We start from the raw sequence: 14,855 nt of genomic DNA, 5'->3' as shown, positions 1-14,855 counted from the left end.
TTTCCCGGGTGACCCGGTCGGTAGTTGCACTTTCGCGACGTGCCGGCGTGCCGGCGGGCGCAGCACACACCGGATCGGCCGCCGCCGAAGAATCTGTCAAGCTGGGAGGGTGCGAATCGACCGGCTCGGCGATCTGGGCGGCGCACCGCAGGTGCTGCGCGCTGTCGGTGACGCCGCCCGCCGGCTGAACCTGCCGCCGCCGGCCGCGCTGACCGGCGACTGGTTCGACGCGCTCGCGGTGATCGCCCCCAGCGTGGCGGTGCGGCCCGTCGACGTCGCCGAGGCATTCGACGTCCCCCCCGGTGTAGCTGCCTCGGAGTGCGGGGCGGTGGGCGGCGGCTGGATCGGTTACCGGTGCTATCCCGACGCCGGTGCCGACGGCCGGCCCAACCGGATTCCGAAAGCCGCCGGCGGCTGGACGGACTGCGTGCTGCGCCGCGACCGCGGCAAGCAGTGGTGGTATGAGAGCCTGTCCGGCATACCGATGCCGTCTTGGCTGGCCGACGCGCTGACCAGTGTGCGACCGTCACGGGCCTGCCGCATCGAGTGGGGCACGCCGGACCGGCTGGCCCACCGCGTCGGGGTGCTGGCCTGTCTGGAGGCGATCGCCGCGGGCGAGATCTACCAGGCCTGCGTGTGCACGCGGTTCGCCGGGACGGTCACCGGCGACCCACTGGACTTTTTCGTCGAGGGCATCGCCCGCACCGCCCCCGCCCGGGCCGCCTTTGTCGCCGGAACCTGGGGGGCGGTGGCGTCGCTGTCGCCGGAGCTTTTTCTGCGGCGCCGCGGCGAGGCAGTGACATCCAGTCCGATCAAGGGCACCCTGCCGGCGGATGCCGGGCCGTCGGCGCTGCAGGAGTCGGTCAAAGACGTGGCCGAGAACATCATGATCGTCGACATGGTGCGCAACGACTTGAGCCGGGTAGCGATCACCGGCACCGTCACCGTGCCCGAGCTGTTGGTGGTGCAGCGCGCACCCGGTGTGTGGCACCTGGTGTCGACGGTGTCGGCGCGGGTGCCTGCGGAGTTGTCCACGCCGGCGCTGCTGGACGCCGCCTTCCCGCCGGCTTCGGTCACCGGCACACCCAAACTGCGTGCCCGTCAATTGATTTCGCAATGGGAGCCGAATAGTCGCGGGGTATATTGCGGCACAGTGGGTTTGGCGTCACCGGTGGCCGGGTGTGAATTGAACGTCGCGATCCGCACCGTCGAGTTCGACACCGCCGGCAACGCCGTGCTGGGAGTCGGCGGCGGGATCACCGCCGACTCCGATCCGGACGCCGAATGGGATGAGTGCCTGCACAAGGCGGCGCCGATCGTCGGGACCGCGCTGGCCGCAACCCTGGGCTCAGCGTCGCGACCGCACGACCGCGTCGTAGAGCTCACGTCGTGACGGCGCGTCCGGGGTCTCGGCGACCACCTGCGCGCAAGCGTCCTTGACACCCGTCCCGGCGTCGATCCGCGCCTGCACCTCGGCCACCAGGGCGTGCAGGTCCGGGCGCGGGCGCGCGCCGGCCAACACCACGGTGATTTCTCCGAGTACCCCCTCGGCAGCCCACCCGGCGAGTTCCGCCAGCGAACCACGCACCACTTCCTCGTGCACTTTGGTCAGCTCCCGGCACACCACCGCGTGACGTTCGCCGCCGAGCTGCTCGACCGCGTCGCGCAGACAGGCCGCCAGCCGGCGCGGCGATTCGAAGAACACGCAGGTGCGTGGCTCTGAGGCCAACGACGCCAGCCACCTGCGGCGCGCCGAACGCCGGCGCGGCGCGAAACCCTCAAAACAGAACCTATCCGACGGCAGCCCGGACACCGCCAGCGCCGCGGTCACCGCCGACGGGCCCGGCAGGCACGTCACCGCCAGGCCGGCGTCAATGCAGGCGGTCACCAGCCGGTGGCCCGGGTCGCTGATCAGCGGCATGCCGGCATCGCTGACCACCAGCACCGTCGCCCCGGCCTGGATTTCGGCCACCAGGGTGGGCACCCGGACGTCCTCGTTCCGGTCGAAAAGGCTAACCACTTTCCCGGAGATCCGGACGTCGAGCGCGCCGGCCAGCCGCCGCAGCCGCCGGGTGTCTTCGGCGGCGATGACATCGGCGGAGCCCAGCGCCTCGATCAGCCGTGGCGAGGCGTCGAGCGGCTGGCCCAGCGGCGTCGCGGCCAGCAACAATCCACCACCCATGGCGGACAGCCTACGATCGTGTGTGATGCGCGCCGACCACGATGCAGAGCGAAGGGGAGGAGGAGCGGCGCCGACGATGACCGCCCCGCCCCGCGAAGCCCCGGTAGCGAGCCGCGCAGCACCCGCCATACCGGTCGTCAGCCCAGGTCCGCTGGTGCCGGTCGCGGATTTCGGGCCGGTAGACCGGATGCGCGGCTGGGTGGTGACCGCCGTGATCACCGCGCTGGCGGCGCTGACCCGGTTCTTTAACCTGGGCTCGCCGACCGATGCCGGCACGCCGATCTTCGACGAGAAGCACTACGCCCCGCAGGCCTGGCAAATGCTGCACAACCACGGGGTGGAGGACAATCCCGGATACGGCCTGGTGGTGCACCCGCCGGTCGGTAAGCAGCTGATCGCGGTCGGGGAAGCGATCTTCGGCTACACCGGGCTGGGTTGGCGATTCACCGGAGCGCTGCTCGGGGTGATCACGGTGGCGCTGGCGGTCCGGATCGTGCGGCGGATCAGCCGCTCGACGCTGGTCGGCGCGATCGCGGGATTGCTGCTCCTCGGCGACGGTGTCAGCTTCGTCGCCTCCCGCACCGCCCTGCTGGACGGTTACCTCGTCTTCTTTGTGGTGGCCGCCTTCGGCGCGCTCATCGTCGACCGCGATCAGGTTCGCGAACGGATGCATCTCGTGCTGACCGACGGCCGTACCGCCGAGACCCCCTGGGGCCCGCGGTTGGGGGTGCGCTGGTGGCGTTTCGGCGCCGGGGTGCTGCTCGGATTGGCTTGCGCCACAAAATGGTCCGGCCTGTATTTTGTGCTGTTCTTCGGTGCCATGTCGTTGGCGTTCGACGTGGCGGCACGCCGCGCCTACCGGGTTCCCAGGCCGTGGCTGGGGGTGATCCGGCGGGATCTGGGGCCCACCGGGTATGCCCTGCTGCTCATCCCGTTCGCGGTCTACCTGGCTTCCTATGCGCCGTGGTTTGCCTCCGAGACCGCGATCGACCGGCACGAGGCCGGTCAATCGATCGGCGAGAAAGGTGTCATCCCACTACCCGACGCCATCCGGTCGCTGTGGCATTACACCTATAGCGCCTACCATTTCCATGCGGGCTTGACGAACTCCGCGGGCAACTACCACCCGTGGGAATCCAAACCGTGGACCTGGCCGATGTCGCTGCGGCCGGTGCTCTACGCCATCGACCAGCAAAACGTCCCGGGCTGCGGTGCGCAATCGTGCGTGCGGGCCGTGATGCTCGTCGGCACCCCCGCCATGTGGTGGCTCTCGGTGCCGGTGCTCGGGTACGCCGCCTGGCGGTCGTTCGTGCGCTTCGACTGGCGCTACGCCGCGGTGCTCGTCGGCTACTGCGCGGGCTGGCTGCCGTGGTTCGCCGACATCGACCGGCAGATGTACTTCTTTTACGCGGCCACCATGGCACCGTTTCTGGTGATGGCGATCGCGCTGATTCTCGGCGACATCCTCTACCAACCTCATCAAGGCTCCGAACGCCGCACGCTGGGGCTGATCGTCGTCTGCTGCTATGTGGCGCTGGTGCTGACGAACTTCGCCTGGCTGTTTCCGGTGCTCACCGGTCAGCCGATCTCCCAGGCCACCTGGAACATGGAGATTTGGCTGCCCAGCTGGCGTTGAGCCCCGGTAGTTTTCACAACTAGGTTCACAGGCCCCGGCCGTCGTCGCGCGCCCGAACCGTCTACAGCGGGTCGCGGGCCACGGGACAAGCCATGCACCGCGGACCCCCGCGACCGGTACCCAGCTCGGAGGCCGCGATGGTGAGCACGTCGATGCCCGCATCCTGCAGGCGGGCATTGGTTTGGCTGTTGCGCTCGTAGGCGACGACGACACCCGGCGCCAGCGCCAGGGTGTTGTTGCCGTCGTCCCACTGCTCGCGTTCCGCGATGACGGGATCCCGGCCGGTGTCGATGACGCGCAGTTTGTCGATCCCCATGGCGGTTGCCGCGGCCTCCAGAAACGGTGCCTCTTCGTCGATCTGCACGCCGTCGGGTGTGTGGTGAATGGTGAACGCCGACAACGTGTCGACGACGTTCGCATACATCACCACCGCGTCGGTGTCGACCATCGTGCACACCGTATCCAGGTGCATCTGGGCACGCTTTTGCTCGATCGGCACAGCCAGCACGGTGTGCGCCAGACCGTCGTCAAACAGGCTGCGGGCCAAGGCCTCCGCCCCGGCCGGGCTGGTTCGCTCGCCTACCCCCACCGCGACCGTTCCCGGGGCGAGCAGCAACACATCCCCGCCTTCGACGGGCGCGGTGTGCGACTCGTATGCGCGCCGCACACCGCTGAACCGCGGATGGTGCGCATAGATCAGATCGGTCAACGAGGCTTCCCGGGCACGCGCCGGCAGCGCCAGCGACGGGATGACCACCCGCGGACCCACCCAGACCGACGAATCCCGGGTGAACACCAGATTGGGCAACGGCTCGATGACGAAGTCCGCGCCATGGTGCATGCGGCGCACCAGCGAGACCTCGCTCGCGCTATCGGGCAGTTCGGTAAATGTCATGCCGGCCATCAAGACCTGCGCCAAAGCAGCGGGCTCCAGGCTCCGCAGGTACGCCGAAAGCTCCTGCGCCAACGGCAATCCCAGCCGTCTGGCGTCAACCGCGGCGGTGATCCCCTGCATCCGGGCGGCCCCGCTTTCCAGCGCCTCGGTGAGCAGGTCGGACAGCAACAGCACCTCCACGCCGCGGGAGCGCAGCAGCTCCGCGAACGCGTCGTGTTCCTGCTGCGCCCGCGCCACCCAGGGCAGCCCGTCGAACAGCAACTGGTCGTTGTTGCGGGGGGTCAGCCGGCGCAGCTCCGCCCCGGGGCGGTGCAGAATCGCGATGCGCAGCGTCCCGACCTCGGAATTGCAGCCCAACTCGGTGACACTCACACCTAGAACGGTAACGCCGGCCGCCGGCTGCGGGGACTCGGCGATAGACTGCCTGGCGTGACGACGGCGGTGCAAGGGTCGCTGTTTCAGCTCGAGCAACGCCGCCAGCTGGGCGACGGCGCGTGGATCGAGATCCGCACCGGCTGGCTCGCCGAGGCCGACGGCCTGCTGGACGCGCTGCTCTCGGCGGTGCCGTGGCGCGCCGAGCGCCGCCACATGTACGACCGGGTTCTCGACGTGCCGCGACTGGTGAGCTTTCACGACCTGACGGTCGAGGATCCCCCGCACCCGCTGCTGGATCGGCTGCGACAGCGCCTCAACGACAGCTACGCCGGCGAACTCGGCGAGCCGTTCACCACGGTCGGGCTGTGCTGGTACCGCGACGGCTCCGACAGCGTCGCCTGGCACGGCGACACCATCGGCCGCGGCAGCACCGAAGACACCATGGTGGCGATCGTCAGCCTGGGTGCCACGCGCACCTTCGCGTTGCGGCCCCGCGGCGGCGGCCGGTCGTTGCGCCTGCCGCTGGCGCACGGCGATTTGCTGGTGATGGGCGGATCCTGCCAGCGCACCTGGGAGCACTCGGTTCCCAAGACGTCGGCGGCCACCGGCCCCCGGGTTAGTATCCAGTTCCGGCCGCGCGAGGTGCGCTGAGCCCGTGCCGGGCCTTTCTCACCGCCACCGGCGCGGTCAACCGCGAATCGCGGTTACCGCCGCCACGAGCAGGTCACGAGCCCGCTGCGTGTCGACCGGGGCGACGGGTTTATCCGGCGCCACAAGCGGATTGGCGGTGACGATCACCTGGTAGCTGCCGAAGCGCGCGGAGTAGTCGTAAAGCTCACCGACACTGGGCTTTCCGTCGAGCACCGTCTGAACAACACGGTGCACGCCCAGCGTCTGGGCATCGGCGATCTGCGGCGCGGCGACCACCTCGATGACCCCGCGCAGCTGCCCGCCGGCGAATCCCACTTTCTGGCAGTCCGGCCCGGGCGGGGTGACCGGAACCGGCTGGGATGTCTGCACCGCGATGGTGATGAAACGGTTGCCCTGGCCCTCGGCGGACACCGCAGCCATGTTGCCCCGCAACCCCGGCGGCATCGATTGGCCCAGCGCAAATTTCGTGCAGGCCGCCGGCTCGAACTTCATTCCGGGGGGCAGCTTCTGGGCGGCGAACAACGTCGGGTCAATGCCCGTCGGCGCGACGCTGGTGACGTGGAACTGCGGGCCGAAACTCGCTTTCACGTCGAGGACCTTGGCGATGTCGGCCGAATCGGCAGATCTGTGCGGCGCGCAGGCGGCGAGCGCACCCGCACACGTGATCACCAGCACCGCCCTGAACATCGCCGTCAATCTACCCGAAGCACGGCGATCAGCGGCGTAACGCAGACACCGTTTTCACCAGCAGATCGGCGGCGAATTGCGGCGTCAGCGGCGAATCCGTCGACCCCGGTTCGGTGATCAGCGTGGTGAACGCGTAGTAATCACCCAGGTACGCGGTAAAGGCGTAGGCGTGCGAAACGATTTCGGCGCCACCCTCCACGGATGTCGTGATGTCGCCGGCGATACCGAGGGTGGCCACGCCGTCGATGCGCGGCGCATCGACGAGCCGGACCCCGGCCCTGGTGTGCCCGGTGCTCATGGTGAACCGGGTGCACTGCGTGACGACGTTTGGATCCGGTGTCACCGGGCCCGACGGGGGCGCCACCACCACCGCGTCGAGGATGCCGCCGCCGCCGGAGCCGGACACCCCCTGGGCGGATCGCGCGCGGCCGTCCGCCGGGTCGGTGAGCGCCGCACACTGCGGCGGGCGTACCGTCGCAGCCGGCCTGAGACCCCAGAGCTGGGCGGGCGCGGAAACGCCTGTGACTTTGGCGACTTCGTATCCCGGCGGCAGTTCGCCTGCGATTCTTCTGATGTTCGCCGGGTTGATTCGGGCGGTGGCTGCGGCTGCGCCCGGGGACACCGATTCGGCCGCGGTCGAGCAGGCGGTCGGACAGGCGCAACCGAGCGCCAGCACAATCACCAGCGCCCCAATCCCGGGCCGCTGTCCCGGCAGGGCGAAAAGCACGTCAACCCACCGCGCGGATCAACTGGCGGGCAACGTGTTCGATCCGGTCGGCCAGATCACGCCCGAAAGGCGGATCATCCGGCACGTCGACGACGGTGCTGACCACCCCGACGTCGTCGCGCTGCCAGACGGCGCCGTAGTGACTCATGATCGTGCGCATCGGCACGTTCTCCGAAAGGGTGCGCCCGGAGAACTTTCGCACTCCGTCCACCCGGGCGGCGACCGAGAGCGCACCCATCAGGAAGGTTCCGATCCCGCGACCCTGGTAGGCGTCGGCGACGGTGAACGCGATTTCGGCGACGGCCGGGTCGTTTTCGTCACGCACGAAACGGGCGTCCGCGACCGGGTCCCCGTCGGCGTCGGTCATCACCCAGACGAAGTGATCGACGTAATCGACCTCGGACAGATAGTGCAAGAGCGCCGGGCCGGGCGCCCGGGGCGTCAGGAACCGGCGGTAGAGCGTTTCGCTGGAGAAGTGGACCGGCCCCCGCAGGGTGCGCTCGCTGTCACCGGGCAGCACCGGACGGAGCAGCAGCTCGGTTCCATCGCGTACCCGGATGGGGATCGGCGTGATGAAAGCCGCTAGCCGTTGACGCGCCGTGCGCAGCAGCCGCGGCATGACGCCCGGGACATGCACCAACAGGGCAAACGCCTGGCGATCACCGCTCCAGCCGGTCAACGGTTCACGCGTGGTGACGGTCGCCGTCCGCGGGCTGTCGCGCAGCAGCGCAATCTCGCCGATGATCATGCCCGAAGACACGTCTTCGACGATCACGACCGCGTCGTCGCCGACATGCCTGACCTCGGCGGTTCCGGATGAGATGAGCAGAAACGAGGCGGCCCGCTCGCCTTGGCGCATGAGCACCTGCCCGGCGGTGGCCGAAACGGGCTGAAGGCTCGCCGCCAACGACGCCAGATCGCCGGGGGAACATTCGGCAAAGAGGTCCATGGCCGCGAGGTCGTCGACCCGCGCACCGGTCAGCCCGGCCACCATGACATCCCGGAGATCCCGGAGATCCCGCCCCACCCCGGGACTTGCGGCGCACGCATCGCCATGAACCACCCCCCTGGGTCCGGCACCACCACGGCAGGCCGCGGCCCTGCCCGTGCTCTGGCCACTCGTCGCCACCCAGGTTATGGCCTGGCCCCGGACCGCGGCAAGGTTGCAAACAGTTGTGCTCGGTCGCCGGCGTATCGACATCGGGCGGCCAACACCCCGCGCGCGCCGCAGCCCGTGCTCCGACACGCGCGAGCGCCTGAGCTACCCGAGCGCCAATCCCGGTGGAGCTAAGGGGATTCGAACCCCTGACCTACTCGATGCGAACGAGTCGCGCTACCAGCTGCGCCATAGCCCCTAGCCGCTAGCAGGTTACCAGCAACCGGCCGAAGCCGAATGCGGCCGCCGCCAAAAAGTGCCCGCCGTGCTACTGGCCGGCGGCCCGGGGCAGGTCGTAGCCCCGGGGGGGCACCGCGGGGTCGAGGTGTTCGAAGCCGGGATCCTCGTCGTCGACTTCCAGCACCACCGCGCCCGGGCGTCGCAACCGTGACGACACCGCGTCGAGTTCTGGGTCGAGGGTGTTGTGCACACCCAGCCGCGAACGCGCCAACCGCTGCGCCCGCCGGCGCCGCAACCGCTGCTCAATCCGGGTCTGGCGGCGCAGATACGCCAGGTAGAGCACCGTCACAACGGCGACACCGGCGCACCCCCACCAGGCGCCCGGGGCTATGGCGACCGCCGCCGCCGCCGAGCCCACCAACATCAGCGCCATCGCCAGCAGCATGCGCTTGCGGAACGCGTATCGGCGGGCACTGACCGCGAGGGCGACATCCGTGTCGTGGCGGCGACGCCGCGAGACCGCGGTGGGCGTCGACGGCTCGGCTGCCGGCTGCAAACCCGATGTGTCCTCGACGCAGTCGAATCCGGCGGCCCGGTCATCGTCATCGGCGTCATCGTCATCGGCCGCACGATCGCCGCCGGTGTCCTCCACCGCGTCCTGGACGGGATCCGCGCGCCTCGCCGCCGAGGCCTGCGGCCGGTCCTCACCGCCATCGCCGGGATCGTCGCCGGAATCGGGGTGTTCGCTTCGCTCCGCTCGCCAGTCGGGGTCGCTGCGATGCCCGGCGGCCGGACCGGTGCGCTTGAGCAGCCGGGCACCGGCGGCGGTGTTGAGCACCCGGGTGGCCAGTGCCACATCACTGGTGCGCCGGACCGTGTCACGCTTGTTCACCAGCATCGGAACCAGCACGAACAGCCAGAGCACGACCAGCGAGATCCACAGCAGCGATTGCGGGATGCTTGGCATGGCGACCTGCTCCTTTCCGCGCCAGGCTGGGTGCGCTCGCCTTGTCCCGGGGCCGCTGCACGGGCCGCGTCAGCACCGCACGGATCGATCGCTGGCACCGCGGTCAAAGCGGACACTAGAATTACACACCTGTAATTTGCTAAACACAAGCACCGACAGTCACATATGTCACGCTAGTAACTGGATTGCCTGCCCGCCCCGCCGCATCCGCCGGCGCTACACCCAGCTGGCGTGCCCGCTGCGCACCAGGGTCGACGTCACCGACCCGGACACCTCCTCGATGGTCAGGCCCATCAGCAGGTGGTCCCGCCACGCGCCGTCAACCTGCAGATAGCGGCGCAGGAGCCCCTCCTCACGGAATCCGACCTTTGCCAGCACCGCCCTGCTGGCCGCATTCTCCGGACGCACGGTCGCCTCCACGCGGTGCAGCATCACCGGCCCGAAGCAGTGGTCGAGGCCCAGCGCCAACGCTCCGGTGGCCACCCCGCCCCCGGTGACCGCGCTGGACACCCAGTAGCCGATCCACGCCGACCGCAACGCCCCGTGGGTGACGTTGCCGATGGTCAACTGGCCGCAGAACCGTCCGTCCAATTCGATCGCATACGGCAACATGCGGCCTTTACGGGCCTCGGCGCGCAGGCTCGAGTACACCGCCGGCCAGGCCGAAACCGTATGCCGGGCGATCCAATCGCCCTCGGCGCTGGGTTCCCAGGGCTCCAGATGGACGCGGTCGGCCAAGCGGATTCGGCTCCACTGCGTGCCGTCGCGCATCCGCACCGGTCGCAACCGGATCACCCCCGCCTCGACCCGCAGCGGCCCCACCGCCATCGGCCAACCGGGGTGGCGGGAGCTGGAGCGCCAAAAGTTCACGGGAGTGCGCCGTCATGCCCCTCAGCCGCGCTGAGCCAGGAATGCGACGTCCACGATCTCACCGGTGCGAATCTGTTCGGTCTCCGCGGGAACCACCACCAAACAGTTTGCCTCGGCGAGCGTCGCGAGCAAATGCGACGAGGTGCCCGGGGCTCCCCCCAGCGCCTGTACCAGGTAATCACCGGTGTCTTGATCACGCATCAGCTGACCCCGAAGGTAGCCCTTGCGCCCGGCCACCGAGGTGATCGGTGAGAGCGTGCGCGCCGGCACCATCCGGCGCATCGGCCGCCGCTTCCCCAGCGCCAGCCGGATCAGGGGCCGGACCATGACCTCGAAGACCACCAGCGCGCTGACCGGATTGGCCGGCAGCAGAAATGTCGGGACACCCTCGGGTCCCAGCTGCCCGAAGCCTTGCACCGATCCCGGATGCATGGCCACGCGGGTGACCTCCATCTCCCCGAGCTCCGACAGCACCGACCGCACCGCTTCGGCCGCCGCGCCGCCGACCGCGCCGGCGATCACCACGATCTCGGCCCGATTCAGCTGGCCCTCCACGACGTCGCGCAGTTCGGCGGGGTCGTTGCTGACGATGCCGACACGGTTCACCTGCGCGCCGGCGTCCCGCCCGGCCGCCGCCAGCGCGTAGGAGTTGACGTCGTACACCTGCCCATTGCCCGGCGTGCGCGAGATGTCGACCAACTCACCGCCGACCGCCATCACCGACAACCGCGGGCGCGGGTGCACCAGCACCCGCTCCCGGCCCACCGCCGCCAGCAGCCCCACCTGCGCGGGGCCGATGATGGTCCCGGCGCGCGCCGCCACGTCACCGGGCTGGACGTCGTCACCGGTGCGGCGCACGTAGGCACCCGAGGGCACCCCCCGCAGCACCCGCACCCGTGACTGGCCGCCGTCGGTCCAGCCCACCGGCAGCACCGCATCGGCCAACGCCGGCAGCGGAGCCCCGGTCTGCACCCGTACCGCCTGACGCGGCTGCAGCCGGCTGGGTGCCCGGGCCCCGGCTTCGATGGTCGCCATCACCGGGAGCACCACCTCGGCGCTCCCGTCGTCGTGATCACCGCTCGACCCACCGGCGCCGAGCACGTCGACACTGCGTACCGCGTAGCCATCGATCGCTGCCTGATCGAAACCGGGCAGCGGGCGCTCGGTCACCACTTCCTCGGCGCACATCAAACCCTGAGCCTCGGCGATGGCGACCCGCACCGGCCGCGGGGCCACCGCGGCCGCCGTTATCCGGGCCTGTTGCTCCTCTACCGAACGCACAGCACGCCTTTCTGCCTGGTGTCGGGTGATCGACCCGGGCGCCCCGCCGGGCTGGCCGGCTACTGCTCGGACAGGCCCAAACGCGCGATCAGCCAGCGCCGCAGATCCGGGCCGTAGTCGTCACGGTCCAAGGCAAAGTCAACCGCAGCCTTGAGGTAACCGCCGGGATTTCCCAGGTCGTGTCGGGATCCGTGGTGGACCACGACGTGCACGGGGTGACCCTCTTTGATCAGCAAAGCGATCGCGTCGGTGAGCTGAACTTCGCCGCCGGCGCCCCGATCTGTCCGGCGCAGCGCGTCGAAAATAGCGCGGTCGAGCACGTAGCGGCCGGCCGCCGCGTACCGCGACGGCGCGTCCCCGGGCCGGGGTTTCTCCACCATGCCTTTGACCTTCAGCACATCCGGATCGGCGCTGTCATGAACCGGCTCCACGTCGAAGACCCCGTAGGCGCTCACCTCGTCGGGGGTGACCTCGATGGCACACAACACCGTGCCACCCAATCTGGCCCGCACCTTTGACATCGTCACCAGCACACCGGTCGGCAATACCAGGTCGTCGGGCAGCAGCACCGCGACCGCGTCCTCGTCGGGCGCCAACCTTGGCTCCACGCAGCCGATCGCATGCCCCAGCCCCAGCGGCTCGGCCTGCACCACCGATTCGACCTTGATCAGCCGCGGCGCCCGCCGCACCTTGTCCAACATGGCTTTTTTGCCGCGCGCCTCGAGCGTTCCCTCAAGCACCAGGTCCTCGACGAAATGCGCGACGACGCTGTCCTTGCCCTCGGAGGTCACGATCACCAGACGTTCGGCGCCGGCCTCGGCCGCCTCGGCAGCAACCAGCTCGATGCCGGGGGTGTCGACGACGGGCAGCAGCTCCTTGGGCACGGTTTTGGTCGCGGGCAAAAACCGGGTGCCCAGGCCCGCCGCGGGCACGATCGCGGTGCGCGGAACCAAGACGTGTGGGCGTGGCATCGTTCACACGATAGCGGGACAGCGGGCACGGCCCGCGTGCTAGGGCGCCCTTGGGGACCGGCATCGTTAACGGGGTGACAACGGCGGACAAACCCGCACTGCGGGAACGGCTGCTCGCGGCCCGGCGACTGGTGCCCGACGACGTGCGCGCCCGCGAGGCCCGGGCTCTCCGCGAGCATCTCGCGCCGCTGGTGACCGCCGGCAGCACCGTCTGCGCGTACGTGCCGGTGGCGACCGAGCCGGGGTCGATCGAGATGCTCGAGCTGTTGCTGCGCCGGGCGGGACGGGTGCTTTTACCGGTCGCCCGCACCGCGGACGACGGCACGGCGCTGGCGCTGCGGTGGGGGGAATACCGGCCCGGACGGCTGGTTCCCGGACGCTTCGGGCTGATCGAGCCGCCCGAACCCTGGCTGCCGGCGTCGGCCCTGGCCGCGGCCGGCCTGGTGCTCGTTCCCGCCCTGGCGGTCGACCGCCGTGGCGTGCGACTGGGCCGCGGTCGCGGCTTCTACGACCGCTCCCTGGGATACCGCGACCCGCGGGCGCCGTTGGTCGCCGTGGTGCGCGACGAGGAGTTTGTCGAGGAGCTTCCGGCCGAACCGCACGATGTGCGGGTGACCCATGTGCTCACACCGGCGCGCGGACTGGTGCCCGTCGACACCTACCAGGAATGACATAGGTCACCTAGCGGTTTTAGCACTTAACAGGTTAGAGTGCTAAACAAACGCCCACATTCGGAGGTTTTCTGTGCCGACCTACAGCTACGCGTGCACGCAGTGCGGTGACCGCTTCGATGTGGTGCAGGCGTTGACCGATGACGCGCTGACCACCTGCCGACGGTGTTCGGGCCGGCTGCGCAAACTGTTCAACTCGGTGGGAATCGTGTTCAAGGGCAGCGGTTTTTACCGCACCGACAGCCGCGAATCGACTGAGCGCCCGACCGGCGGCTCCACCAAGACCCCGCCGTCTGACAGCTCGTCGGAAAGCACGAAATCCGGATCAGCGGAGAAGTCGGCCGCGCCGGCAGAGCCGGCGTCGAAGACCGCGGCGGCCGTCTAGCCGGCGCGTTATCCACAGGAGCGCCGCGGGCGGCGGCGGTGGCCTTTCGGCACGCCTACGGTGTGGGCCATGGGGGAATCGCTGAATCCCGCGCTGCTCAGCCGGGTAGGCGTGGCACTGCGCCCGGACTGGACGCGAACCGTGGGCGCCCGGCGAGCCGTGGCCGGTGGCCTCGTGGTGCTGGCGGCCGTGGCGGCGTTGCGGGCAAATCCGCAGGGCGATCGGGTGGAGGTGGTGGTCGCCGCCCGTGACTTGAGCCCCGGCGCCGCGTTGACCCCCGACGACGTCCGCTTGGAAAAACGGTCGGTGACCGCGGTACCCGATGGGTCGCAGGGCGACCTGCACGCGGTGGTTGGTTCGACACTGGCCGGCCCGACGCGTCGGGGCGAGGTCCTCACCGACGTGCGTTTGCTTTCGAGCCGGCTCGCGGGGGCGGCGGCCGGGCCGGGCGCCCGCCTGGTGCCGCTGCACCTGGCCGACGCCGCGCTGATCGACCTGCTCCGTCCCGGCGATATCGTCGACGTGCTGGCCGCCCCGGCTCACGACCCACAAGCGACCGCGCGGCTGGTGGCCGCCAACGCCGTTGTGGTCCTGGCCTCGGCTAAACCACAGCTCCCCGCCGCTGACACCGATCGGCTGGTGCTGGTGGCGCTGCCGGCCGGGGCGGCGAACGCGGTGGCCGGGGCGACACTGGCTCAGGCGGTGACCGTCATCCTGCACTGAGCCGCACCGAGCGTCGGCCCGCTAAGCGTTCACCCCGCGAGGGGTCAACGGGTCATGGGGTCACGGGGAGGTGAACTGCAGGCTGCCGCAGTACTTGCACTTGCGCGCGGCCTCCGAAATGTCGGACAAGCACTCCGGGCACGCCTTTGTCGCCGGCTCCTCGCCGAACACGGTGACACCGCGGCGGGCCTGGATGTGCTTGTAGGGAAGCACGATCAGGAAATACACCACCGCCATGAACACGACGAAGTAGACGATCGCCGAGATGAACGCTCCCACGTCGACAAAAGTCGTCTTATTGCCCGCCTGGCCGAGCTGCCAACCCAGGCCGAGCCGGCCAGCGGGCTGGGCGGCCGCGACCAGCGGGGTGATCACGCTGTCGGTGAAGGCCTTGACCAAATTCGAAAAGGCCAGGGCCACAACCAGGCCGACGGCCACGGTGATCACGTCACCGCGCATCAAAAAATTCTTGAAGCCTTTAAACACCCAAGCTACCTC

Annotated in this window: 16 protein-coding genes and 1 tRNA gene; 6 read left to right on the top strand and 11 right to left on the bottom strand. The window is 69.7% G+C overall.

Annotation, left to right across the window (positions count from 1 at the left end; genetic code table 11):
- The first annotated feature begins 109 nt into the window (after window positions 1–109).
- Window positions 110–1,393 (top strand): aminodeoxychorismate synthase component I, encoded by a 1,284-nt coding sequence (locus QJR12_RS11985; protein WP_300582320.1) that lies wholly within the window; start codon window positions 110–112, stop codon window positions 1,391–1,393.
- On the opposite strand, the gene rsmI is transcribed toward QJR12_RS11985, so the two are convergent.
- Window positions 1,349–2,182: a 16S rRNA (cytidine(1402)-2'-O)-methyltransferase gene (rsmI, locus tag QJR12_RS11980; protein ID WP_300582318.1), complete on the bottom strand. Its 834-nt coding sequence runs from the start codon at window positions 2,180–2,182 to the stop codon at window positions 1,349–1,351. The two genes, QJR12_RS11985 and rsmI, sit on opposite strands and share 45 nt — an antisense overlap.
- Window positions 2,183–2,258: 76 nt before the next feature.
- On the opposite strand from rsmI, the gene QJR12_RS11975 reads away from it, so the two are divergent.
- A complete protein-coding gene (locus QJR12_RS11975; protein ID WP_300582316.1) occupies window positions 2,259–3,818 on the top strand; it encodes a dolichyl-phosphate-mannose--protein mannosyltransferase in 1,560 nt (519 codons plus the stop codon).
- Between the two features lie 61 nt (window positions 3,819–3,879).
- Here QJR12_RS11975 and arcA read toward each other — a convergent pair whose 3' ends face one another.
- A complete protein-coding gene (arcA, locus tag QJR12_RS11970; protein WP_300582314.1) occupies window positions 3,880–5,085 on the bottom strand; it encodes an arginine deiminase in 1,206 nt (401 codons plus the stop codon).
- A 57-nt stretch (window positions 5,086–5,142) separates the two neighbouring features.
- On the opposite strand from arcA, the gene QJR12_RS11965 reads away from it, so the two are divergent.
- The gene (locus QJR12_RS11965; RefSeq protein ID WP_300582312.1) at window positions 5,143–5,739 is read left to right on the top strand and encodes an alpha-ketoglutarate-dependent dioxygenase AlkB; all 597 of its coding nucleotides are present in this window, start codon (window positions 5,143–5,145) and stop codon (window positions 5,737–5,739) included.
- Between the two features lie 36 nt (window positions 5,740–5,775).
- Here the strand turns inward: QJR12_RS11965 and QJR12_RS11960 are convergent, their stop codons facing one another.
- From QJR12_RS11960 to QJR12_RS11925, 8 genes are all read right to left on the bottom strand, one after another.
- Window positions 5,776–6,426, bottom strand: coding sequence for a DUF5642 family protein (locus QJR12_RS11960; protein WP_300582310.1), 651 nt, complete (start codon window positions 6,424–6,426; stop codon window positions 5,776–5,778).
- Window positions 6,427–6,454: 28 nt separating this feature from the next.
- Complete coding sequence (locus QJR12_RS11955; protein WP_300582307.1) at window positions 6,455–7,153, bottom strand: DUF5642 family protein; 699 nt, start codon at window positions 7,151–7,153, stop codon at window positions 6,455–6,457.
- A gap of 1 nt (window position 7,154) precedes the next feature.
- Window positions 7,155–8,147: a GNAT family N-acetyltransferase gene (locus QJR12_RS11950; RefSeq protein ID WP_300582304.1), complete on the bottom strand. Its 993-nt coding sequence runs from the start codon at window positions 8,145–8,147 to the stop codon at window positions 7,155–7,157.
- A gap of 288 nt (window positions 8,148–8,435) precedes the next feature.
- A tRNA-Ala gene (locus tag QJR12_RS11945) sits at window positions 8,436–8,508 on the bottom strand.
- A gap of 69 nt (window positions 8,509–8,577) precedes the next feature.
- Window positions 8,578–9,456 carry a gephyrin-like molybdotransferase receptor GlpR gene (gene glpR / locus QJR12_RS11940; RefSeq protein ID WP_300582302.1) on the bottom strand — a complete coding sequence of 293 codons (879 nt, stop codon included), beginning with the start codon at window positions 9,454–9,456 and terminating at the stop codon, window positions 8,578–8,580.
- A 216-nt stretch (window positions 9,457–9,672) separates the two neighbouring features.
- A complete protein-coding gene (locus QJR12_RS11935) occupies window positions 9,673–10,326 on the bottom strand; it encodes a GNAT family protein (RefSeq protein ID WP_300582299.1) in 654 nt (217 codons plus the stop codon).
- Window positions 10,327–10,347: 21 nt separating this feature from the next.
- The gene (gene glp, locus QJR12_RS11930; RefSeq protein ID WP_300582297.1) at window positions 10,348–11,607 is read right to left on the bottom strand and encodes a gephyrin-like molybdotransferase Glp; all 1,260 of its coding nucleotides are present in this window, start codon (window positions 11,605–11,607) and stop codon (window positions 10,348–10,350) included.
- A gap of 59 nt (window positions 11,608–11,666) precedes the next feature.
- The gene (locus QJR12_RS11925) at window positions 11,667–12,578 is read right to left on the bottom strand and encodes a UTP--glucose-1-phosphate uridylyltransferase (protein WP_300582294.1); all 912 of its coding nucleotides are present in this window, start codon (window positions 12,576–12,578) and stop codon (window positions 11,667–11,669) included.
- A gap of 74 nt (window positions 12,579–12,652) precedes the next feature.
- Between QJR12_RS11925 and QJR12_RS11920 the strand changes: the two genes are divergently transcribed.
- From QJR12_RS11920 to QJR12_RS11910, 3 genes are all read left to right on the top strand, one after another.
- Window positions 12,653–13,249 carry a 5-formyltetrahydrofolate cyclo-ligase gene (locus tag QJR12_RS11920; RefSeq protein ID WP_300582292.1) on the top strand — a complete coding sequence of 199 codons (597 nt, stop codon included), beginning with the start codon at window positions 12,653–12,655 and terminating at the stop codon, window positions 13,247–13,249.
- 73 nt (window positions 13,250–13,322) lie between these two features.
- On the top strand, window positions 13,323–13,634 hold the full coding sequence (locus QJR12_RS11915; protein WP_300582289.1) for an FmdB family zinc ribbon protein: 312 nt from the start codon (window positions 13,323–13,325) through the stop codon (window positions 13,632–13,634).
- Window positions 13,635–13,703: 69 nt separating this feature from the next.
- Window positions 13,704–14,357, top strand: coding sequence for an SAF domain-containing protein (locus QJR12_RS11910; RefSeq protein WP_300582287.1), 654 nt, complete (start codon window positions 13,704–13,706; stop codon window positions 14,355–14,357).
- 60 nt (window positions 14,358–14,417) lie between these two features.
- Here QJR12_RS11910 and QJR12_RS11905 read toward each other — a convergent pair whose 3' ends face one another.
- Window positions 14,418–14,843 (bottom strand): MscL family protein, encoded by a 426-nt coding sequence (locus QJR12_RS11905; protein ID WP_300582284.1) that lies wholly within the window; start codon window positions 14,841–14,843, stop codon window positions 14,418–14,420.
- Window positions 14,844–14,855: the final 12 nt, after the last annotated feature.

Origin of the sequence: Mycobacterium sp. (assembly GCF_029961025.1) — a bacterium.
GTDB lineage: Bacteria > Actinomycetota > Actinomycetes > Mycobacteriales > Mycobacteriaceae > Mycobacterium.
This window is presented reverse-complemented; position numbering and strand designations above follow the sequence as displayed.